General features: G+C 43.9%; 18 protein-coding genes. 2 read left to right on the plus strand and 16 right to left on the minus strand.

The window, feature by feature from the left end:
• Nucleotides 1-2: 2 nt before the first annotated feature.
• The gene (locus tag HC733_RS11410; RefSeq protein WP_190365175.1) at nt 3-632 is read right to left on the minus strand and encodes an HD domain-containing protein; all 630 of its coding nucleotides are present in this window, start codon (nt 630-632) and stop codon (nt 3-5) included.
• Between the two features lie 183 nt (nt 633-815).
• Here HC733_RS11410 and HC733_RS11415 point away from each other — a divergent pair, with 183 nt between their 5' ends.
• Nucleotides 816-2,006, plus strand: coding sequence for a class I SAM-dependent methyltransferase (locus HC733_RS11415; RefSeq protein WP_190365176.1), 1,191 nt, complete (start codon nt 816-818; stop codon nt 2,004-2,006).
• A gap of 218 nt (nt 2,007-2,224) precedes the next feature.
• Nucleotides 2,225-3,337 carry a serine hydrolase domain-containing protein gene (locus tag HC733_RS11420; RefSeq protein WP_190365177.1) on the plus strand — a complete coding sequence of 371 codons (1,113 nt, stop codon included), beginning with the start codon at nt 2,225-2,227 and terminating at the stop codon, nt 3,335-3,337.
• Between the two features lie 110 nt (nt 3,338-3,447).
• Here the strand turns inward: HC733_RS11420 and HC733_RS11425 are convergent, their stop codons facing one another.
• From HC733_RS11425 to HC733_RS11495, 15 genes are all read right to left on the minus strand, one after another.
• A complete protein-coding gene (locus tag HC733_RS11425) occupies nt 3,448-3,738 on the minus strand; it encodes a PilZ domain-containing protein (RefSeq protein WP_190365178.1) in 291 nt (96 codons plus the stop codon).
• 9 nt (nt 3,739-3,747) lie between these two features.
• A complete protein-coding gene (locus tag HC733_RS11430) occupies nt 3,748-4,131 on the minus strand; it encodes a response regulator (RefSeq protein ID WP_190365204.1) in 384 nt (127 codons plus the stop codon).
• Between the two features lie 89 nt (nt 4,132-4,220).
• Nucleotides 4,221-8,105 (minus strand): ATP-dependent RNA helicase HrpA, encoded by a 3,885-nt coding sequence (gene hrpA, locus HC733_RS11435; protein ID WP_190365179.1) that lies wholly within the window; start codon nt 8,103-8,105, stop codon nt 4,221-4,223.
• 102 nt (nt 8,106-8,207) lie between these two features.
• On the minus strand, nt 8,208-8,636 hold the full coding sequence (locus HC733_RS11440) for a CBS domain-containing protein (RefSeq protein WP_190365180.1): 429 nt from the start codon (nt 8,634-8,636) through the stop codon (nt 8,208-8,210).
• A 69-nt stretch (nt 8,637-8,705) separates the two neighbouring features.
• Complete coding sequence (locus HC733_RS11445; protein WP_190365181.1) at nt 8,706-9,764, minus strand: isoaspartyl peptidase/L-asparaginase family protein; 1,059 nt, start codon at nt 9,762-9,764, stop codon at nt 8,706-8,708.
• Nucleotides 9,765-9,892: 128 nt separating this feature from the next.
• On the minus strand, nt 9,893-10,603 hold the full coding sequence (locus HC733_RS11450; RefSeq protein ID WP_190365182.1) for a SapC family protein: 711 nt from the start codon (nt 10,601-10,603) through the stop codon (nt 9,893-9,895).
• Nucleotides 10,604-10,786: 183 nt separating this feature from the next.
• Entirely contained in the window at nt 10,787-11,713 is a 927-nt protein-coding gene (locus HC733_RS11455) for an SMP-30/gluconolactonase/LRE family protein (protein ID WP_190365183.1), read from the minus strand.
• 8 nt (nt 11,714-11,721) lie between these two features.
• Nucleotides 11,722-14,106 (minus strand): beta-N-acetylhexosaminidase, encoded by a 2,385-nt coding sequence (locus HC733_RS11460; RefSeq protein ID WP_342366009.1) that lies wholly within the window; start codon nt 14,104-14,106, stop codon nt 11,722-11,724.
• Nucleotides 14,099-15,079: a PfkB family carbohydrate kinase gene (locus HC733_RS11465; RefSeq protein WP_190365184.1), complete on the minus strand. Its 981-nt coding sequence runs from the start codon at nt 15,077-15,079 to the stop codon at nt 14,099-14,101. Before HC733_RS11465 ends, HC733_RS11460 begins: the two co-directional genes overlap by 8 nt.
• Nucleotides 15,076-16,503, minus strand: coding sequence for a sodium:solute symporter family protein (locus HC733_RS11470; RefSeq protein ID WP_190365185.1), 1,428 nt, complete (start codon nt 16,501-16,503; stop codon nt 15,076-15,078). Before HC733_RS11470 ends, HC733_RS11465 begins: the two co-directional genes overlap by 4 nt.
• 33 nt (nt 16,504-16,536) lie before the next feature.
• Nucleotides 16,537-16,923: a RidA family protein gene (locus HC733_RS11475; protein WP_190365186.1), complete on the minus strand. Its 387-nt coding sequence runs from the start codon at nt 16,921-16,923 to the stop codon at nt 16,537-16,539.
• A gap of 20 nt (nt 16,924-16,943) precedes the next feature.
• Entirely contained in the window at nt 16,944-18,404 is a 1,461-nt protein-coding gene (locus HC733_RS11480; protein ID WP_190365206.1) for an N-acyl-D-amino-acid deacylase family protein, read from the minus strand.
• Nucleotides 18,405-18,418: 14 nt separating this feature from the next.
• Nucleotides 18,419-19,291 (minus strand): MurR/RpiR family transcriptional regulator, encoded by an 873-nt coding sequence (locus tag HC733_RS11485; RefSeq protein WP_190365187.1) that lies wholly within the window; start codon nt 19,289-19,291, stop codon nt 18,419-18,421.
• Between the two features lie 13 nt (nt 19,292-19,304).
• A complete protein-coding gene (locus tag HC733_RS11490; RefSeq protein WP_190365188.1) occupies nt 19,305-20,531 on the minus strand; it encodes an alanine racemase in 1,227 nt (408 codons plus the stop codon).
• Nucleotides 20,532-20,656: 125 nt separating this feature from the next.
• A complete protein-coding gene (locus HC733_RS11495; protein WP_190365189.1) occupies nt 20,657-23,863 on the minus strand; it encodes a TonB-dependent receptor in 3,207 nt (1,068 codons plus the stop codon).
• Nucleotides 23,864-23,927 lie beyond the last annotated feature (64 nt).

Here is a 23,927-nt window from a genome sequence, read left to right on the forward strand (position 1 = left end):
GTTTAAGATGTTATTTCCTGCTTAAGCTGCTCTAAAAAGGTATGCATAAAATCTGTTCGTTTGCGCGCTTCCTCTTTGGCTGCGTCGGTATGCATTTGCTCGGCAATATGTAATAACTTGATAAAAAAGTGGTCAAGCGTATAGCGCATATCATCCGCCTCGCGGTTTTCGCAAAAAGGGTCGTCAGGGTGATATAAGTGCCTTGCGATTGCACCTCCTACTTTCATACAGCGGCTCACACCAATTGCACCAAGTGCATCCATTCTATCTGCGTCTTGCACAATTTTCGCTTCTAACGTCTGTGGCATTACATTGGCGCTAAAGCTATGGGCAACTATTGCATGATGAATAGCATCAAACTTAGACTCGTCATAGCCGATAGACTGTAAAAAAGTAACGGCTTTGTCTGCCGCCATTTTTGACGCGCGCGCTCTGTCAGGATGGTTCTTTGCAACAGCCACACAATCGTGTAACCATGCAGCAGGTATTACAACCGCCAAATCTGCCTGTTCTTTTTCTGCTAGCTCTTTTGCTGTTTTCACTACTCGTTCAATATGGGTTAGGTCATGTGCGGTATCAGCAAATACGCTGTTGACCATAAAATTCTTACATGCCTGTTCAATATGTTGCATCACTTTCTCTTATCATCACTGCAAACTCGGTAGTAGAGCGCATTATTTTAGGTTGCTATCAAAAGATTACTTAATGTAAGTAGTTACTATCAAGCTTCTTTACCATATTATTCGTTGGTTTCGATTGTATGTTGGCATGGCCTTCACTAAAATGGCAAGCATTCAATTTTGTAAGGAATTTTTATGTCTTGTGCCCTGTATTTACAGCCCGGTCGAGAAAAGTCTCTAAAACGTAAGCACCCGTGGATTTTCTCTAAAGCAATAAAAAAAATAAAGGGCAAACCTGCCTTAGGCGATACAGTCACTGTATATAGTCACGATGGTGAATATTTAGCAACTGCCGCATATAGCCCTGACTCACAAATTCGCGCTAGAGTTTGGAGCTTCGATAAAGAAGAGCAAATCGATGCTCAGTTTTTTGTTAAACGTTTACGCAGAGCACTCGATGCCCGTCAGCAAGTCATTGAAGAAGGCGGATTAACTGGCTATCGTCTAAGTGCTGCAGAGTCTGATGGCTTACCTGGTATCACCATTGATAAGTTTGATAATTATCTGGTGTGTCAGTTACTCAGCGCAGGTGCTGAACGTCACAAAGGCGACCTACTAATGGCCCTTCGTGAGCTTTTCCCCAATTGCCATATTTACGAGCGTTCTGATGTTGATGTGCGTAAAAAAGAAGGACTTGAAAAAACCACCGGTGCATTATGGGGCGACGCACCGAGCGGACCAGTTGTTATTGAAGAAAATGGTTTAAAACTCGAAGTAGATATCATCAACGGTCATAAAACGGGTTTTTACCTAGATCAAAGAGATAGTCGTGCAGCCCTTGAGCGTTTTGTAAAAGGCAAAGAAGTTTTAAACTGCTTTTGCTACACCGGCACATTTGGGCTGTATGCGCTGCGTGGTGGCTGTGAAAAAGTCATTAACGTAGATGTTTCTCAACCCGCATTGGATACGGCAAAGCGCAACGTTGAACACAACAACCTTGACCTATCAAAAGTCGAATTTGTTAAACAAGACGTGTTTAAGCTGCTGCGCCAGTATCGTGATGAAGGCAAGTTGTTCGACACAATTGTCATGGACCCACCTAAATTTGCAGAAAGCAAAGCTCAGCTCAATGGTGCTTGCCGTGGTTACAAAGACATCAATATGATAGCCATGCAAATTTTAAAACCCGGTGGCACTTTACTTACCTTCTCTTGTTCTGGATTGATGGAACAAAACTTATTCCAAAAAGTGGTTGCCGATGCAGCGCTTGATGCAGGTAAAGATTTATTGATTATGGAGCGCTTAAATCAAGCTGCTGACCACCCTATTTCTGGTAACTATCCAGAAGGTTTTTACTTAAAAGGGCTTATTTGTAAGGTTTACTAAGCAATTGAGCATTACTAGGTACGTATTTGTACCTAGTAGCCTTTTCACTTTGATTCGTCTTCTTTTACGTGCATATGTGTTGCGCAATCCTCACATTCTGTAACAACTTCTCCTTTGATATGACTTGTTGCTTTTCCCTATCTCAGTTAGCTTTACACTTTAAAAACAAAAGTTTAAATATCCTAATACAACTAAAGTACAATTATCAAGGAAGCAATATGACCCTCATTCGCTCAGCACTTATTACACTGTGCTTTATCTCACCTTTTGTATCTGCGGATAATGATTTTTTCGATAACGAAATAAAAACCTATATGAAGGCCAATAACGTACCTGCTTTATCAGTAGGAGTTATTGAAAATGGCAAGGTCACGTTTAAACACGGCTATGGTGTTTACAATCGAAATAGTGACCAAGCTATTAAAGACGACAGCTTGTTCCAAATAGGTTCTCAAACCAAAGTGCTCACCAGCATAATTACCTTGGCTTTGATTGATGAGGGTCGATTATCACACACTAGCAATATTGCTGAGCTACTCCCTGAACATTTTCAAGCAATAGACAAAAACGTACTAAAAAACATAACAATAGATACATTGCTAAGCCACCGCTCCGGCTTACCAAACTACCCTAGCAATGTAACACGGGTTGATGGCGATGCAATGAAAGGCGGATATAGCGAAGCTCAACTATTTACAGCCCTAAAAACTGTAGAGCTTGCTCATCAACCCAATAGCAAATTTGCTTACTCAAACTTTAACTATGCATTATTAGGCTACATTGCGAGCAAAGTGTCAGGAAAAACCTACGCGCAACTTGTAAAACACTATATTAATGATGGCTTTGCTGTTAATGATGTATATGTGCAATTGTCACCTCAGCTACAAAAGCGCCTTGTAACACCCTATCGCAAAGATCAAAGAGATATTGCAACAAGTGCATGGAATATGGGACTGCTAACACCACATGGTGGTGCATATGCCTCTATCGACGGCATGCTCGAATTAATGAAAAAGCAGCTTATCGCTTATAACAATCATTCAGAAGATAAGCCGACTAGCCCCTTATTCTCAAGTCAAGCGGACTATGCAACTGGCTTGTACGATGGGCTAAACTACGGCTATGGCATGTTTTCAGCAACACCTGAACTAGGTTTATACCCACAAACCGTTTATTGGCATGGCGGAGACTTAGACGGGTTTGGCAGCGAATATGTGTTTGCTCCACAATCGAACAGCGGAGTGGTTTTACTTACCTCAAGTGGTGGCAAAGAGTTTGTGATGCTTGGTAGGAAGCTCATGCGCCACCTGCTGGCAAAAGGGAGTGAGTGAAATAAAAACCAATAATATTGTAAAAAATCAGAGTAAACCTGATTATCTGTACTTTTCACATAATTCTTCGCATAGCGCTCAACACAGGGCTATGCGAAGATTTAAAGCGTTTAATTAAACTGTTTTATTTCAAGCCCAAGCATGTACTGCCCATCTTGTTCTTGTGAGCAGCGCACCACGTTCGCATGCGCATTTAACGGCGGTATAGCTGCACTGGTAGAGTTAATATGTACTTCTATCAGTGTATTTGCTTCAACGGGTTCTGTTACTTCAATCGACAGGCCTGTTGCACTCAAATCATGACATTTACCTTCAAATGTTATACCCGATTCTAGTATCGTCAATCTGGCTGTGGTATTGACCATCATACGCATAAACCGTCGTTTGTCTTCGTGCAACATACTTCCCCCTTAAACCATTGATTTTAATTGTTCTAATAAGGACTGTATGGTGAATGGTTTTATCACGTAGGCATCGCAACCCGCTTCATAACCCGCTTGTTGCTCTTGCGCTGACTCTAACCCTGACACCATTACAACAGGAATATCTTTGGTTTCCGGTGTATTTTTTAACATACGACAAGTGTCGTACCCATCAAGGCCCGGCATACATACGTCTAGTAAAATGGCGTCGGGTTTATGTGCTATCGCATTGGATAAACAGCTTTTTCCCGAGTCGGCATAACTAAGCGTAAAAGCATCAGACAAGGCCATACTGAGCATTTCATAGTTAAAATATTCATCATCTACCACCAATACATGTGGTGTGTTATTCCTTTGTTCTTGAGTGGACATAGTTGATGTCACTTCCTTTTCAAAATCCAAAAATAGTTCCTATTAATAAGGTAATTGGCTTGAGGTAAATTGCAAGTTAATAAAAGCAATTATTCACACTCTTTCAAGGCATTCATTACCCGTTTAGCCGATATTGGATAAGGCGTCCCTAGTGTTTGCGCAAATAATGAGACGCGCAGCTCTTGCTGCATCCAAAAAATATCCGCTACATTATCAGGTAAAGGGTGTCCTTTTGGAATACGGGCAACCACTTTTTGATAAGCATCTGCTACTTTTTCAAGCTCTAACACACATAACCTATCTCTATTTGGGTCTACAGGGAGCTTTTCCAAGCGCTTTTCTATCGCTTTCATATAACGCAGCAAGTCAGGCAACTTTGCAGCTCCATGAGCGCTCACAAAGCCCTTGAAAATAAGCGACTCAAGTTGAGATTTAATATCTCCATGAGCGGTTATCATGGTCAAGTCGACCCTTCCCTTCATGCGTTTGTTAATGGCGTGCGCAATGCTCAGCACTTGCTCAACGCCAGTAGCAATACTGACAACCGTGTCACCTAAGTCACCACGAATGCGCTCTTTTGCTTGCTCAAATGCTTGCTCGTCACGAATGTCGTTATTGGCGGCGAGCAATAAATCAACGCCAGCGGCAATACAGTCATCGATTAAATCTTGCACTTTACCAAACGGGTTAAAATACAAGCCTAACTTGGCTTTATTCGGTAAATGTTGCTGTAGGTATTTTATCGGCGACGGCACATTTAAAAGAACCAAACGACGCAACCCCTTTTGATGGGCAGCCAATGCCTTAACTGGATTATCAAATAACTCTATCGCAGCTGAAGACTTTTTATCAACCAATGCAGGAAACGCTTTGATTTCGTAGTTCCCTTGTTTTTTGGTGTACTCAGTTGGTAGTTGCCCAAATTCCCATTGCGTTAAATCAGTACGCTCAATGCCTTTTTCAGCAACTTGAGAAAGGGTATCAGACACCCTCCCTTGCAGCTTGTCTTTAAGCGTTTGTAAATCAAAGCCATGAGCAATGACCTGATTGTCATCGCCAATGACTTGAAACTGAATTTTTAGATATGGCTCAAGGGCACTTAAATCCCAGTCTTCCACTTCCACCTTCACGCCAGTCATGCGCAATAGACAATTGGCTAAGACTTCAAGTAAAGAACCTTGCATAGGTTCAATCGACGCCAATACCGCATCGGCATAGTTCGGTGCTGGCACAAAATTACGGCGCAAATTTTTAGGCAAGCTTTTGATTAAGCCACAAATCAATTCATGACGAAATGCCGGTACATGCCAATCAAAGCCTTGCTGATCAACCTGATTTAATAGCGCTAAAGGAATGTTCACCAACACACCATCAACGGCTTGTCCTGGCTCAAAATGATATTCCAGCGGCAACATTAAATTCCCTTGCTGCCAGACATCAGGGTAATCAAACTCGGTAATTTGTTGGGCATCATGTTGCATTAAAAGCTCTTTGCTCATATGCAAAAAGCGCTTGTCGGATTGTTTTTGCTTTTTCCACCAATGATTGAAGCCTGCACGCGTACAAACATCTTGTGGAATGCGCTGATCATAAAATTCAAACAAGGTTTGTTCATCAACCAGAATATCGCGACGACGGGCTTTTTGTTCAAGCACGTGAATGTCGTCTATCAGCGATTGATTATGTTGTAAAAACCCTTCATTTTGCCCAAGTTGCTGAGCAATCAACGCCTCTTTAATAAATAACTCGCGGCAAAGTTTCGGCTCTATTTGGCTATAAACGGTGCGTTTACGCGCCACAATAATCAAGCCAAACAAGGTTTGTTGTTCAAAGGCGATGATACAACCGGGCTTTTTCTCCCAGTGTGGCTCACTAAAACTGCGCTTAACCACATGTTGTGCTAAAGGCGCTATCCAATTCACATCAATTTTGGCGTTGATACGTGCATAGAGTTTACTGGTTTCAACCAGCTCTGCAGACATCAACCATTTCGGACTTTTTTTGAATAAGCTTGAACCCGGGAAAATATGGAACTGGCTATTGCGCGCACCTTTATAATATTGTTTTTCATCTTTAACACCAATGTGACTTAACATGCCACTTAATAGCGCCTGATGAATATTATCTAAATCCGCTTGGTTGTCACTCAACTGCATATTCATTTCCTCGCAGATGGTGCCCAACTGATAAACAATATCTTGCCATTCACGAATACGCATATACGCCAAAAAGTCCTTTTGACATAGCTTTCTAAATTGCGCGCGTGTCAGCTCTTGCTGCTGTTGTTCGATGTAATACCAAAGGTTCAAGAATGTCACAAAATCTGAATCTGGATGTTCAAATCTGGCGTGTTTTTCATCTGCTGCGCCACGTTTTTCTTGCGGTCGCTCTCTGGGATCTTGGATTGACAGGGCTGCCACTATCACTATCACTTCTCGAAGCGCACCGAGTTTATCAGCGGTAAAGACCATTTTTGCCAAACGAGGGTCGATAGGTAAGCGACTTAACGTGCGACCTGATTGTGTTAGTTTGGTACTCTGGCGGCGTTTACTTGGATGCACGGCCTCAAGCTCTTCCAGCAGCGCAATACCATCATTGATATTACGACTGTCAGGCGCTTGCACAAATGGAAACTCAGTAATATCACCTAGTCCAAGACCTAACATTTGCAAAATAACCGACGCTAAGTTGGTTCTGAGGATTTCTGGGTCTGTAAACTCTGGGCGAGATAAAAAATCATCTTCCGAGTACAAGCGAATACAAATACCGGCTTCAACACGCCCACAACGTCCTTTACGCTGGTTGGCGCTGGCTTGAGATACTGGCTCAATAGGTAAACGCTGCACTTTTGTACGATAGCTATAACGGCTGATCCTGGCTGTACCTGGGTCAATCACATAACGAATGCCTGGTACCGTTAAGGATGTTTCAGCCACATTGGTTGATAACACAATGCGTCGTTGGCTATGTGGAGCAAAAATGCGGTTCTGCTCGGCGTTAGATAAGCGCGCATACAGAGGCAGTACTTCAACGCCCTTAAGGTTACGCTTTTCTAGTGCCTCTGCTGTATCACGAATTTCTCGCTCGCCGTTCATAAAAATCAGAATGTCGCCTGGGCCCTCAGCACACAACTCATCCACCGCATCAAAAATGCCCTGCAGTTGATCGCTTTCTGCCTCACTATCATTGCTGGCAGAGTCTAAAATTGGTCTGTATCTGACTTCTACAGGGTAAGTACGACCTGACACTTCGATGATTGGCGCGTTATTAAAGTGTTTTGAAAAGCGCTCAGGATCAATGGTAGCCGAGGTAATGATCACTTTAAGATCAGGGCGTTTTGGTAAGAGGTTTTTCAGGTAGCCAAGAATAAAGTCAATATTCAGACTGCGCTCATGGGCCTCATCAATAATGATGGTGTCGTACTGATTTAGATACCTATCTTGCTGAATTTCAGCAAGTAAAATACCGTCAGTCATCAACTTTACATAGGTATTGTCAGATACTTGGTCACTAAAACGGATTTTAAAGCCTACCTGCTGGCCAAGCTCACAATTAAGCTCTTCTGCAATACGGTTTGCGACACTGCGAGCGGCAAGTCTTCTTGGTTGAGTATGGCCGATATAACCTTCTACACCGCGACCCAACTCTAAACAAATTTTAGGTAACTGAGTGGTTTTACCTGAGCCTGTTTCCCCCGCCACAATAACGACTTGGTGGTTTGCGATAGCCTTTTTTATTTCATCTTTTTTTTGGCTAACGGGTAATTGCTCAGGGTATGAAGCTTTAGGTAAGTGTTCGCTACGTTGTGCTTTAAGTGCTTGGCTTGTTTCTATTGCCGCTTTGATTGAGGCAACCACCTTGCCTTGTTTGTTTGCATCAGCAATTTTACTAGCGCCATGCAACCGCTTTTTAAGAATAAACTGGTCTTTTTTCAAACAAGCATTTAGCTCAGCAAACAGTGGTCCTACACTCACTACACATTACCTATCTAACGTAAAATTTAAGAGCGCGTAGTGTATCAAAAACCGTTCACTGAGCCTATGCTCTAACGCAGAATATCTCTGCGCATTTTTGCACTAAACATACCTATGGCCAGATGTATAAGCGTCATGCAAATGTTTATCAATGGCCAAAAGTACATTAGCGCGACTGATCACCCCCATTAAACGGCCATCATCATCCACAACAGGATACACCTTAGGCTTATCAATCGTCATTTTATCTGCTATTTGCACGATACTGTCGTTTGGACTAACACAAACTGGGTTGGCACTCATAACGTCACCAACCACACTATGTGATTCATTTTGGTAAGTAGCTTCTAACATTTTTCTTAAACAGTCTTGCTCAGATAAAAAACCTACGACGCGCTTATTGCTATCAATAACAGGTCCACCAGATTGTGCGCTTTGTAATAGTTTTTCTACCGCAGACTCGATACGCATTTCAACAGTGAAGGTAACAGGGCGATGATTTAAGTAATCAGCGACTTTAATTGATTGCATAATTATTTGCTCCATAAAAAAACGCCAGCAATTTAACTATAGCTGGCGTGTATGGAATTGCCTGTTTTTTCAATCGTTTTTAAAGATTCCTACATAACTTTCTTGGCGGCTAGATTTACTCGCCCTATACATGCCTTTAGTATTAAAAGGCATACTAATATTCCCTTTTGTATCAACAATGATCACCCCGCCCGTGCCACCAATTGGGGCTAAAACGTCGTGTATGACTTCGTTACCAGCCTGAGTAATTGATTTATTTTGGTACTGTACTCGCGCACAAATATCACTGGCAACGCTATAGCGAATGAAAAATTCACCATGACCTGTTGCTGAAACAGCACATGAACGGTTGTCAGCAAACGTCCCCGCCCCAATTACCGGTGAGTCGCCAATTCTGCCAAAACGCTTTGCGGTCATACCTCCGGTTGAAGTGCCCGCCGCTAGATTGCCACTTTGATCCAAAGCCACAGCCCCCACTGTACCCATTTTATATTGACTAGGTAATATTTGATGCGCCGCTTGATATGACTTTGTGCCAGCTTTTTTTGCATCTAACTTTTGCTTTGCCTCTTTTAATGCTTCAAAGCGATGTGGTGTATCAAAATAATGGTTATCAATTAAATCGAACCCTTGGCGTTTTGCAAAATCTTCCGCCCCCTCACCACTGAGCAACACGTGAACAGAGTCTGTCATCACTTTTCTAGCAAGATTGATTGGGTTTTTAATATGCTTTACACCTGCTATGGCTCCTGCTTGTCGGTCTCGACCATCCATAATCGACGCATCAAGCTCATGCTCTTCATCATAGGTATACACTGCACCTTTACCCGCGTTAAAAAATGGCGAGTCTTCCAGTACATTAATAGCGGTTGTTACAGCATCTAAACTCTCACCGCCTGCCTCTAAAACAGCATAACCTGCTTCTACCGCTTCTTTTAACTTTGCTCGATATGCCGCTTCTTGTTCTTCACTAAAACGACTTTTGTCTATGGTTCCCGCACCGCCATGAATGGCAATCGCGAATGGCTTGCCGGAGGGCTTGCCGAATTGCTTGGTCTGCGCAAAAACATTATTTGAAATGACAAGAGATAACCCCAAGGTGAATAGCAACGGATATTTGTTTTTCATTCTTTTCTCCCCTAAAAATATCACCATGCTGCTCAACATCACAACTTGCAACAAAAACGCGACTAAACACTCTGGCAATAAAAAAGGCACCTGAGGTGCCTTTTTTAAATTATTTTGTATTGCTGTGATTAAGCTTCAGCGCGCTGTGCTTTTAAACGTGCTAAACGTGCAACTTGGTGCGTTGACGTTAAGAAAGCAAAGATTGGTGCCAAGTAACCACGCTTGCGCAGTTCTAGGTAATCTTCATCGCTCATCTCATTTAGCTTACGCTCATCAACAAGATAGATACCGTTGATGTCTTTTTTATCACCCTTGATTTCAACAGTTAGTGTTTGTTGAACAAGTAGCTCTTTGTCTGCTAAGTGCTTTGTGAACGCTTCAGTTACACGTGAAAACTCAATAAAGTTAATGAGTGCTTCTTTGCGACGTGCAAGATACTCAGTTTCTTTGCCGCCTTCAAATAACGCGTTACCTTCCTCTTCACCTACTAATGGGCTTGCTTCATCGATAACAATACCATATTGATCTTCTTCAGGATGCTTAACAAGACCAAATGGGTAACGAGTCACAGCTAAAGGTGCAAAACCTGCGTTCCACTTGCCGTCTTGAACAAATAGGTTTTCACCAGGCTCTAAACCAAACAAAGCAACAGCTTGGAATTGACCTGTTTCATTGTTCTTTACGAATGCCATTGGGAATTCTGTTGCTACACGAGCAAACTCATGCGCGACTACTGGGATTAAGTGCTGTGATTTTAAGAAATCAACGTTAATGCCATTTTTTACTTTAATGTTGGCATGCTTTTCGTTGTGTAAAGGCTGCACTTGTTGCTCCGCCATAATACTACTCCATTCATTTACGAAATTATCACTTGTGTGGGCCTAAGGCTAAAGGTTTTGGGCACAAATTGGAAGTTAAATATTTATAGCACTCTTAGAGTATGTAACTATCCATTTAAAAAATTAACCTTTACCGATCACAACTATCCCCAAAAAGAATACAAAATAGTACTTTTGTGTCGGCTACTTAGCACCGTTAGCCCCAGAGCTTTTGGCAAAATTTCTCCCAGCAAAATTAGCTTTAAACATTTCAATCGCGCCGCGCTTTTGCATGGTAACAAACACGCTTTTGCCATCTTTACCACCAAATGCAACATTTGTGGGGTACTGACCTTTGAGACTTATTTGCTTAATCAACTCACCTTCTGGCGATACCACTGCAACCTTTCCTGCTCCATAACGGGCAATATATAAATTACCCTGAGTGTCGGTTCGCATTCCATCTAAACCAAAATCAGCAAATTCAATATGAAGCTGTTTGTTTGCAACTTTACCATCTTCTTCTAGCTCATAGCGCCAAACCTTTCGTTGTACACTTTCATTAACGTAGAGTGTTTTGTTATCTGGGCTAACCGCTACGCCATTGGTCGTTCCCATATTTGTTTCAACTAAGTGAGTGCTGCCATCGGTGTCAATACGCCACAAATTGCCGGTATTATTCTGCCAGTTTGGATCGCTGGCAAACAAAATGCCATTGTCCATCATTGCCAAATCATTTGGCTGATTCATTTTACTGTTGTGGGCATATACTGTCAGATGCATAGACGCATCAATGTCCTCGCTAAACGCAGCAGCCGATAGACGCAGCACGTTGTGATTGACATAATCAGCGATAAACATATTGCCTTGCTTATCAAAACGAATGCCATTTCCGATTGAGCCATTTGGCAACGTCAACAACTTTTGCGCATGCCCTTGCGCTGTTACCATCCCAATGGTGCCCTGTTGGCTATAATTCACGGCAAATAACCTGCCTTTAGCATCCACCGCTGGCCCTTCCACCCCCTGCGTAAACACACCATCTTTTATCCAATCTTGCGTTTCGATGTTGGCATTTTGCGCAGCGACGTTGCTTGTAGCGAATAATAAGCTTGCAAGTGTCAGCTTCATTGTTTTCTTTATTTGCATGCTAAATATAACTCTCGTAAAGGGTAAATAGCAGCAATGACCGCTTCGTCATGCAGCTGCTGTAAATTCAATAACATGTGTTCTAGCTGAGGTGCATTAGAGTGACCTTTACACACCGTCAGCACCTTTTTCCCGAGCAAAACAAATTGCAGCAACTTATCAGCGGTGTACTGCTCAGTTTTTAATAACGGGCTTTTCGCCAACAGATGTTTATTTTCTTGTAGTATTGTTTGCCACTGGCTCAGCTGAGCAGCAATAACATCAAGCTCAGCTTTATTACCTGCCAGATATCGCGCCACGCTTGTGTTTATCGCTCGAATAGTCTTACTTTCAACAGCTAAAAAATCTACAAATGCATTCAAAGGGGCTTGTTGATGATATTCATTGTTGAGGTGCTTAATGTGGTGGCGCGTATAATAATGACTGGGCTCCAACATCTGTGCCATTGTATTGAGCAGACGCAATGTCTGAGTTTGCTCTTGGTCACTGAGGTTTTTATTAATCAAATGAGTAAAGCCGCTTTGCTGCTGCAGATAGTGCGCTAAGCCAACCACTTTATCCGCATAGTGACTCATTTTTTCTAATCGTACATACATATCATCTAGGTCCGTGACGTTTTTGCTAGACCATAAACGCTCTGCAATGGCATATAGTCTGGGCCAAATACGCAAGTCGATGTTGTCTTCGGTGACCATTTCACTCCAAATGGTGGCCTCGGCACCTAAGATAAGCGCTGCTTGTGTTTTATTGAGTGAAGGTGCAAAGCTCACCGCTTGTGCTTTTTGTAGCTCATGAATCACAAGTGGATAGCGACTATTGCCTATCATCACCGAACCAGACGAACGTGAAAAATCGAACTCAAATTTGAGTGGGCCCATCCAGCTATCCAAAGCCGCTACTAAGTGTGCATGTTCACCTTCAGATAAACCTATCACTTGCGCAACTTGATGGTGTTGATTGTTAAGCTTAATGAGTACCTGCGGCCCAAAAACCAGTAATTCGCCCTTTACATCACTGCCTTTTAGCCGTTTGATTAAAAAAGATTTACGCAGCTTTGGCTCGGCTAGTTTCACGTTATCTAGCTCTTTTTGCGGATCGTTTCGATAGTGATAACTTGTGTACTGAGGTTGGTCGATATAAAACCCTGTCGACAAAATACCTCGATAGCCATTTTTAGCCGCGCTATATAATGAGTCATGGCCGCGCCAAGACTGTACCACCACATTTTTTGATAACCGGGGATGCAAAATTTCATCCCATCCCATCATGATCCGCTCATGCTTAGTGACAATTTTTTGCAGCTGTGCATTAAAGTAGCTTTGTAAGTCTTGCCCATTTTCAAGCTGATTATCTGCCATGAGTTTCTGAATATCTTTACTTTTTAGCCATTGCTCTGGCTCTACTTCGTCGCCGCCAATGTGCAGGTATTGATCAGGAAAAATCGCCATCATTTCAGCAAATAATTTATCAATGAACTCATACACTTTAGGGTCAGCAATGTTTAATAAAGGTTTAAAAACCCCCCAATGACGCTGCATTGTATAGTCTTGGTTTAACGTGATTAATTCGGGATAGGCAACCGCTATGGCGCTGGCATGACCCGGCATACCAAATTCTGGCACTACTCTTATGCCGAGTAACGCCGCATAACGGATCACCTCCAACACTTGTTTTTGAGTATAAAAAAGCCCATCGGATGCATGACTTGTCAGTTTTGGAAATACCTTACTTTGTATGCGCCAGCCTTGATCGTCCGTTAAATGCCAATGCAGCACATTGAGCTTGGCTGAAGCCATACCGTCGAGCTGGCGCTTAACCGTCTGTACCGGCATAAAATGACGAACACTATCTAATAACAATCCGCGCCAAGCAAAGCGCGGACTATCATCAATATTAATAAACGGCAGTGCCAGCTGGTCCTGCTTGTCAACATATGCCAACTGCGAAAGGGTTGCCAAGGCATGTTGCGCTCCAAAGACCGACGCAGCTCGAATCATTATTCCGTTGTTATCAATCTTCAGTTGGTAGCTTTCATCTTCAGCAAATTGTGGGGTAAATAATGCTTGCTCGACATCATTTACCACAATCGACAAATTCGCTGCTTTTTCTGCTGACAAAGCCCATGATGTTTGCTTGCCTGTTAGGCGAGTAAAGTGTCTTGTTAACCTATCGAGCTGAAACTGGGTTCTGTGTTGGTTAAAACCTACAACTGAAACGTTAAGAGTGCTTGCCAGCTGAAGTGTTCCCTGTGCTTGCTCAATAGACTTTGGCATTGGCATAAGCGCCAACTGACTCAATACCTGTGTGCTAAACAACATACCGAGCAGCAGAGTTAGGCATTTCAAATTTATGCGTTTGGTTAGCAAGTTATGCACTTATCACCTCCTCACTATCGAGTGTTGGCAATAAATGAGGTGCTATCAAAGCACCATGATGTTGGATAACTTCTGCCGCTACTTTATGGGCAAATTGCGCAGCTCGCCTAATTGCATCACTTGCTTGACGCTCACACACCAACCACTGTGCTAAAAACCCAGCAGCAAAGGCATCACCTGCAGCGCAAGTATCTACAATACATTGCTCATGTAACTGCTCTGCTGCAACATAAATAAGCTCATGGCTGTGTGGTTTTTTGATAACACATGGCAATGGCCCTTGGCGTATTATCAGTAGTTGTTCTTTGCTATTTTGATGACAGGTTAGAGCTTCATCTAGCGTACGTGTGCCGTAAATTGCAAATTCATCGTCGAGGGTCAAAAATGCGATATTGGCTAAATTCATCACAGCCAAATAAGCACTTTGTGGTTTTCGGCCATGCCAAAGGGATGCGCGATAATTATTGTCAAAAAAAACCATGCCACCTTGTTGCTTAAAGCGTGTTAGTAGCTCAAGTAAATAGGTTAATTGCTCCTCGCACAAAATCGCTATACTGATCCCAGATAAGTAAATAGCATCCACAGCTTTAGTGTTGAGCGCGTTACTAAAAAGTTCATTGCTCTTGAAGTACACCCGTGCAGCGCTTTGCTCGCGCGCAAACTCAAAACTTCTTTCACCGTTTTGAGCCAGCTTTATCCAATACGTACCCATGGTTTTACTTGGATGCGTTACCACAAGGTCGCAGCCAATACCTACTTGCGCTAACAAGGTTTGAAATCGTTGACTGTGTTGATCGTGGCCGATAGCAGTCGCATATTTCACCGCAGGCTTTGGTAATGACGTCTGCTGTAGCAAAGATGTGAGGTACCAAGCGGTGTTAAACGTATCACCGCCAAAATAACTAGTGCCATCCGTGCGATGCTCCACCATACACTCACCAAAAAACGCAATTGCATTGATAACTGTATTCATGACACCACCTGCTGTTGTGTTGTATCGTCCTGACTGCTTTTGCTGAGCAAACTTACGACAATACCAAGCATTAAGGCACTCAAAAGAGCAGGAATGATCGGGTTACCAAAATAGCTGAGCCAACTGCTATGTGTGCTCACAATCACCGCACCTAGGCTGCCACCTGCCAACGTTGCCAAGCTACCTTGCCACGTATAACCAGACCAAAACCTACCAAGTAAACCCATAATACATAGCCCAGCTAACACTACTGACACCATTTTAGTGATGTAGCCTATGATGTTGTTAGAGAGCAGCGCCAACCCCAGCGCAATAAACACCGTAACCAACATCGCAAGGCGAGAAGCAAATAACTGTTTTTCAGGTGCTATGTCGGCTTGCACAAGCCATTTATAGATGTCACTGACTAATACACTGACCCCTGCTATGGCATCTGAGCTTGCGCTCGATAGCGTAGCAGAAATACCAGCAAGCAAAATAAAACCGCCCACCGCTACAGGCAAGGTATTTATAGCAATGTAAGGAAAGGCAAAAGCGGGGTTATCTAGCTGGTCATTCAGCAAATAAGCGCAGATCCCTATCACTGCGGGGATCAAAGAAAACCCTAAGTAAAGGCCCCCCGATATGACAAACGATACGCGGATACTTTTTACACTGTGCGCCGAATATATACGTTGTCGAAATGAAGGCGTAGCAAGCACGCCAACTAGAATCGCCAAAGACATTGAAAACGCCGGAAGTAGCCCAACGCTTTGATACGACAACAGGCCGTTATTGGCAGCGATGTGATTGTTACCCAGCGCTTGCCAGCCACCAATCACATCAACGGCAAAGTAAGCCATCAGCAAAAAACCCACAAATAAAATAATGGCTTGAATAGAATCTGTCCAAACGATTGCAGAGTATCCCCCTAACGACACGTAAATAGCTAAGCCGATACCAATTAATAACTTGGCACTACTTTCATCAAGGCCTGTTAGCCATGACAAATACATGCCGCCACCTATCAAATGTGCGCCAAGCCAGCCGATGCTGGCTGCATAGATCAAAACAGCCAATAGCTTTTTCACAACAGCTTTGTTGCCAACATAGCTTGCAAGCTCCTCACTCATAGTCGAGAAAGCCTGTGTGCGAGCGGGTGCAAAAAGCCATGCCAGTATTAAGATCCCAAGCGCGCCTCCTATGCCATAAAGCGCGCCCGCCCACGCATGTTGATAGGCAAATCCAACGGCCCCCATTGATGAGCCTGTGCCAACCATGGTTGCCACCGTAGTACCTAAAGTGAGCAGCAGCGGCACCCGACGCCCAGCCAATAAAAAATCATCACTGGAGCGTTGCCAGCGAGACACAAGCCAACTGATCACGACCATCGCCAGCAAATAAGCGATAAAAGCTAGCAAATAAATGATTTGACTCTCAGACATACTTCCTCCGCTGCACGTGCATTCAAGCTTGTGTTATTCGCCTTTGTAACACGTCACATCAACCTCAACTTTGCAATCAACAACGAGCCCAGCCACCATACATATACGCGCGGGAGGATGTGCGCCAAAAAACTCAGCAAACACTTTGTTAAACGATTGAAAATATCGCGCATCGGTTAAGATCACAGATACATGCGTCACATGTTCAAGGCCGTAGCCTGCCTCTTCCATAATGGCAATACAGTTATTGATGGCCAGTCGTGACTGCTCTACGATACCGCCTTCTACTACTTCACCATCTCGCATGGGCGTTTGCCCAGAGACTTTAAGCCAGCCCCCCGCTTCAACCGCTCTTGAAAACGGTAAATGCTGCCCGCCTGTACCCGTGCCACCCTCTGCACCAATTCGCTTTATTGTCATGTTAACCTCATGATTTATGTTTAATTATTTTTAGATGTTCTATTTAAAAACCGTCCCGCTCGGCCATAGTCAACAACTGATGCAAGATCTGCATCGCCAGCATAGCTGAGCTTGCCGTTAACCCACACGCGATCTATGCCAATTGCGGGTAAATGGGGTTGACTGTAGGTAGCCTGATCGCACACCATTGTTGGGTCAAATAACACCAGATCGGCAAAATTACCCACTTTTATTTGTCCTCGTTTTTCAAGCTTAAACTGCTTTGCTGGCAACGCTGTCATTTTATGTATTGCTAAAGCCAAAGGCAGTGTTTGTTCGCGGTGGCTATAATGTCCGAGCACTCTTGGAAAGGTTCCCCACAATCTGGGATGCGGGTGAGGATCGCAAGGCAATCCATCAGAGCCAATCATACTATGCTCATAACTGAGAAATTGCTTCACATCATCTTCTAACATACAGTGATATACAGCGCCTGCAGGTTGCAATCTTCTAGCCGCATCGATTAATGACATTTGCCACTTTGCAGCAATCTCTTGTAAATTCTTTTGCGCCATTTCTGGATGTGTTTCCGACCAAGTAATAAAAATATCTGTCTCTTTCGTCACTTGGTTTAGATCTAAGGTACTGGAGCTGGCGGCATAGGGGTAGCAATCGCAGCCAATGTCTTGATGTTTGCGCTGCTTGTTGAGGTGTGCAAGCACCTCAGGCGCGCGCCCCCAGTTTTCTTTGCCGGCACATTTAATATGCGAGATAACTAATGGCACGTCTGCATGCTGCGCCGTTGCAAATGCTTCATCCATAGCATCTAAAATACCGTGAAATTCAGTACGTAAATGGGTGGTATATATACCGTCAAAAGGCTTGATCACTTCGGCCAACGCATTCACTTCATAGATACTCGACCCTTTGGCATTGTGATACGCAAGTCCTGTGCTTAAACCCAGCGCGCCTTGCTCCATCGCCTGTGTTAACAACGCTTTCATTTGAGCGATTTCATCGGGGTTTGCAGGTTGTGACAAATCTTCAACCACTTGTGCGCGTAAGCTGGTATGACCCACTAACATTGCCAAATTTACACTGGGGGCAGCCAATGTAAAGGCACGCTGATAATCACCAAGCTCAGGATAGATCAGTTGCTCTTTTGTTCCCAATAAGTTTATAGGATCAACGGGAGCACACGCTTGAAAATACGGGGCAGCACTTATGCCACAATTGCCCGCAATCACTGTCGTAACACCTTGACTGATTTTACTGAGCATATGCGGACTGCGAAGCACTTCTAAATCATCATGAGTATGTACATCAATAAACCCAGGCGCTAACACCAACCCTGTCGCATCAAAGTTTTGCTGTGCTTGATATTGGCTGCAATCACCCACTGCCACAATTAAGCCCTTGTCAATGGCAACATCCATTATCTGAGGTTGCTCACTCGGCCATTGATATACGGCCGCATTTCTAATTATGCTCTGAGCATACATGGTCTTCACGTCAGCTAATCTCCTAGCGGGAAGCGTTTGTCTGCAGGTGTTGCATTGGCGCTTTTATCACGATGCTGGTCCAACTGAACTTTTAAGCGTCTTAGCTTTTCTTTGGAGCGTTTTTGGTTACGTATAGCCACTTCACTGGACAGAATATCTACCGCAGCCATCATCGCGTAACGTGCTGCACTGGGTTTGAAGATATAGTCGCTTTCTTGGGTTTTTATGGGCAGATGAAAATCTGCCATATGCGCAAGCTCACTGTCTGGGCAGATAGCAACAAGCTGCGCGCCATACGCTTTGGCAATACGAGCGGCTTCCATCACATCCGGCGAAACACCACTGAGAGATAGGCAGATCACCACATCATTTTTATTAACTGTGGCCGCGGCCATACGCATCATCATCGGATCTGAATGCGCATTACTTAATACGTCTAAGCGAAACAGGCGATTTTGGCACTCTTGTGCCATCATGCTACTGCCACCACCAACACCAAATATCAAGCAATGACGTGTATCACAAATCGCCCCCGCAGCTTGCTCTACAATATGCTCTTCTATGAGTCCTGCATTGAGCGCTAAGATCTCTTGGATTGAGGCATACACATGAGAAATTTTTTCTTTATCTACCAACTCGGGATTGTTGAAGCGCTCACCAATTGCCGCAGACTGAGTAAGCTGAAATTTCAAATCGCGTACGTTTTCACAACCCAAAGTTCGAGCAAGCCGCGTAATGCTAGCGTGACTGACTTGGGCTTTTTCAGCTAATTCACTAATCGAGGCACTGGCTGCAAAGTTCAATTGAGCGATGATCAATCGTGCAACCTTTTCCTCTGATGGGCTGAAATGACCCAGCCCCTCTTTTATTTTACTAATAATATCCAAAGCGTTGTCTCAATTAAAAATGTGTCATAATGGTTTTGGTGATCACCCAATCGCGTTCGACAATGCCAATTTGTTTCCATTTATCAAACGTTAAGCACGGGTGTGAAGTAGAAAAACATATCATATCGCCAACGCTGAGTAAGTGATTGGGCGACAAACGCAACATGGCGTGTTGGTCCATGATTTTTTCGATATAAAAATCACCATTTAGGCTTTGCAAACGCTTATTGCGAATATCATAGTGAAATTCGGGCTTGGGTAGCCCCGCATCAAACGCAACATCACGCTTACCCATACCAACGATCGCCAAACCAGGTTCTGGTAACGACGTTACATACGCCCAAATAAATAGGCTCGACACCAGTTCACCAGCAATATCACAAGCCACCTCGCTGCGCGCTAGTATGGCTTGCTGTGCATCTTGGTAGATGCCTGTATCGTGAATTAAATAACAGCCTGGGCGAATAACAAATTTAAACTCATCAGAGCGCGCGCTTTGTTTCATTACCTTGGTCACAACATCGTACCAAGCAGATCCTGCACCCGTAATGAGTGGCTCAGAACAAGCAAACATACCTTGTTGATGTAACAAATCAGCTTGCGTTATAAGGCCTTTAACAAAGTGTTCTACATCTTGCTCAGCACGTTCGCCACCAATCACCCCTTCGTAAAACCCAAGCCCCATTACTTGCAGGCTTGAATACGCTTGGCAAGTCTTAAACAGCTGCGTTAACTCATCAAATGTGCGTACACCACACCGGCCACCAATTACGCCTACCTCTAACAACACGTTGAGCTTAAGCGCTTGTTGGTCAAAAAAATCCCCTAAAACTTTGGCGTTATCAATTGACTCTACAAAGCAAAATAACTGCAAAGATGTCGTTTTGAGTAAACGTGCAACCACTTCCAAGTGATAACGACCCACTAATTGATTGGCTAAAATAACCCGCTCAACGCCAGCTTCAACGGCACACATTAACTGGGGTACCGTTGCAACCGTAATAGCCCAAGCACCTGCATTTAACTGGTATTTAAACAACTCGGGTGACATCGAGGTTTTACCGTGAGGCGCAAGTAATACCTGATTTTGCTTTGCAAACTCGGCCATCCAATTGGCATTTTGCTGCAATGCACCTTGGCGTAACACTGCAACGGGCAGACTCACTTGCTCAGCTAGAATATCCCAACCTTGCAGCTCCAACTGTTGAAGGTCACCTGAGCCTTTTAAAAATTCTGGCATAACTTAGTCATTCCTTGCGGATCATAGGGTAATCATTAGATAAGCGCATAAAAATAAAGACTGCAACTTTACTAAGCTTGACCACCAGCGTATCGACTTTGCCGATACGCCGACACTTTTTAATACTAGAATGTGGCACGAACACTCAATGCAAACCGCCTGTCGGTAGTAAAGTTAAGCGCTTGCGTTCGCGTACCCGCTTGGTCCATTTGGTATTGTGTTTTAGTCTCAGTATCAAGTAAATTGCTCGCCTCAAGACCCACTTTCCAAATGTCATTGATAGTGTAATAGAGACTGGCATCCATCATTCCTGACGCTTTTGCATAAGCAGGTACATACTCTTCTGACTCACGTAATGTCAGTAGATATTCTGAACGCCACGTATAAGCTAAGCGCAGCGATATTGCCTCGTACTCATACATACCAATGATGTTGAAGTTTTTATCTGAATAGCCTTGCAACGGCAAGCCGCTAAACACTCGGAAGGTGTTACGGTTGTCGTTTAAAGGGTTACCATTTTCGTCAAAACCGAGCGTACCTGCAGATACTTGATTTGGATCTTCAAGACCATCTTGATCTATATAGGTGACATTAAACTGTAGCCCCAGTCCGCTCCATGCCCCGGGCAACATGTCGTAAAATTGTGAGTATGAAAACTCGGCACCACGTAATGTACCAGAGCCAGTATTAGCAGGACCATACGCTGAAATATCGTAGCTTTCACTGCCATAGGTTACGTCTAAATCAAACGCTCGATTACGGATAATATTATCAAGTTTCTTGTTGAATAAACCGACAGTAATGTAACCTGCATCTGCGAAATACCACTCGGTACTCAAATCTAGATTAACCGCTTCTTCTGGCTCAATGTAGGGATTGCCCGATAATGCGGTAAGTTCTATATCATCTAAACCAACAACAGGGTTGGTTGCTTCATCATAATCAGCGCCAGGCGTCTGTAAACGTCTGGTGTAATCTAAGCTAATAATATTGATGTTTCGCGCATCGACTAGGCTTGGATAATAGACGGCTTTTGATGCGCCAAATCGCACCACCACATCTTCGGCTACACCAAAACTGACGTTAAGACTTGGCAAAACCGTTGAGTAATCCGTACCATCCACCGTACTTAGCGCAGATTGCCCGCCTGCAATATCGTAATAGCGCTTATATTCAGGTTGCTGCAGCACATTGTTTAATGATGTGCCCGCGTCGCCACGTTTACTTTGGGGTGGCTGAACAAGCGCCCCTGTCGATTTAAGTTTGTAGTTCACATAGCGCAAACCGACATTACCAACAACGGGTATACCTTGTAGTTCAATATCAAAATCGCCGCGCACATAAAACTCTGTGCGTTTTTCATTGGTTGAACTGATATTATGCGCTGCAAAAGGCCCCTCAACGCGATTTGGCTTATCTTCATAAGGTACATACGTGCCTGTACATTGGCCGTTATTTTCAGCACTTAACGTGGCATTATGCCAGCCATCTTTACAACCTTGACGCAGCGATTGGGCGTAATTTCTTACTAAATCCATTTTAGGAAACAAGAAGTTATTAACATTACCTTGCAACACATCGCCATGGTAGTAGTCAGAAAAGTCCACACGCTCAAATAGCTCAGGTCTATTAACTGCTGCAGCTGCGTTTCTATCTTCTTGGATCCAAGGCGTACCGATGGCAGACCACCCCTCGTAAGCGGTATCGCGCACCGTTAGGTCTTTATCAGACATGTAAGCACCTGCACTTACACTTTTAAAGCTACCATCTAGCTCATATTTAAAGTCAAGCTTAAAACTATCCGACTCAGCGCTATTGCGCTCAACTTGCTCCATACCACTGCCTAAAAACACATTCGGCACTGGACCATTCCAGTCTTCATTGGGTGACCAACCTGCGGTGAGAATATTGTCACTTAAAAACTTCACGGTTGGGCGCTCACCCCGCATATCAAGGAAATACGGCGATACCACATGCACATGGTTGCCTCGGGTTTGCCCCGACATACTGTAGTTTTCAACTTCTTTCTCTGAACTAACATGTTGATAATCAAACTCTACCGTGAGTCGGTCAACAGGTTTGAGCGTTAGCTTGAACGACGTATCATCAACGGTATTTTCGTTATTGTTCCAGCGGCTGCGATAAAAAAATGGCGTTTCGGGCGACACACCCAGTGCAACACCTGAGGTGACAAAACCATTATCGGTTGTAAGTGGATAGCCATTTTCCGCATCATCTAACCAGTTTTGCGAAGAGCCCATAAACCCTTTAAAGCCTTGCGCAGCCTGGCCAATTTGCCGTTCATTCCACTCAAGGGATGCTTTTGAGTGAATATGTTCAAGCGTAGCAACAATGGTTTCATCATCATTTGCCCACTGCAAAGATGACGTTAAACCGGTGCGTTTACGGTCATTGGTCGCCGTGCTCATATGTATTGCCACGGGCACGTGCCAAACACTGCCCTCTGGCTGCCCTGGTAAAGCGGGGCCATCCACAGGCGACGACGGATCGACACCTGTTATGCCACCCCATTGATCCAAGGTAGGAACAAATGCATCACCTCGAGAATGGAAATTACCTAAACCAACACCATCTCCACGAGTTTGATATTCTGATTGTGATGCCGCAATTAAAAAGCCAAACTTACCCGCACTGGTTTGCCAATTATCTGCAAATAATGCCGAAAATGACGGCGTGACTTCTTCTCTAAAGTCACCGTAATTGGCTTTTGCATTGAAAGATATTAAACGCTCATCCGAATCAAAGGGTTTGCGTGTGATTAAATTGACGGTGCCAGAAATCCCCCCCGAGATCAGATCTGCAGTTTGGTTTTTAACCACTTCAACAGCACCCAATAACTCCGCGGGAAAATCTTCATAGCTCAACCCGCCCGAGGGGTTTGCACTGAACGCATCACGACCATTCACTTCAGAGCGCACACGGTCCAAACCTCGCACCAATACGCCAGTACCTTCATCGGCATAGTGCTTAGGATCATCAGAAGAAGCAAAACGCTCGATGGTTACACCTGGTACACGTTGCAATGCCTCAGTGACCGATTTGTCTGGCAATGCGCCAATATCAGATGCGGTAATAACATCTTTTACGGTATCAGCATAGCGCTTGATATTTTGCGCGCTGTTAATGCTGCCACGAATGCCGGTTACTTCGATTACTTCAATTTTTTCGCTACTCTCACCCGCGCTGACATCGCTGTCATTTTGAGCCGAATCTTGAGCCGCCAGCAAGAAAGGACTCAGCCCCATAATTGCTGAAGCAACGGCTAAACTTAGCTTTGTTTTCTGTACATTAACGGTCACTTTATTAGACATGTTTGTTCCCTTATTATTATATTCAACCCAGTTGATGCATTACCCAAAAGTACAAATTTGCAAA

Origin of the sequence: Pseudoalteromonas sp. S16_S37 (genome assembly GCF_014694405.1) — a bacterium.
In the GTDB taxonomy this organism is placed as follows: Bacteria; Pseudomonadota; Gammaproteobacteria; order Enterobacterales; family Alteromonadaceae; genus Pseudoalteromonas.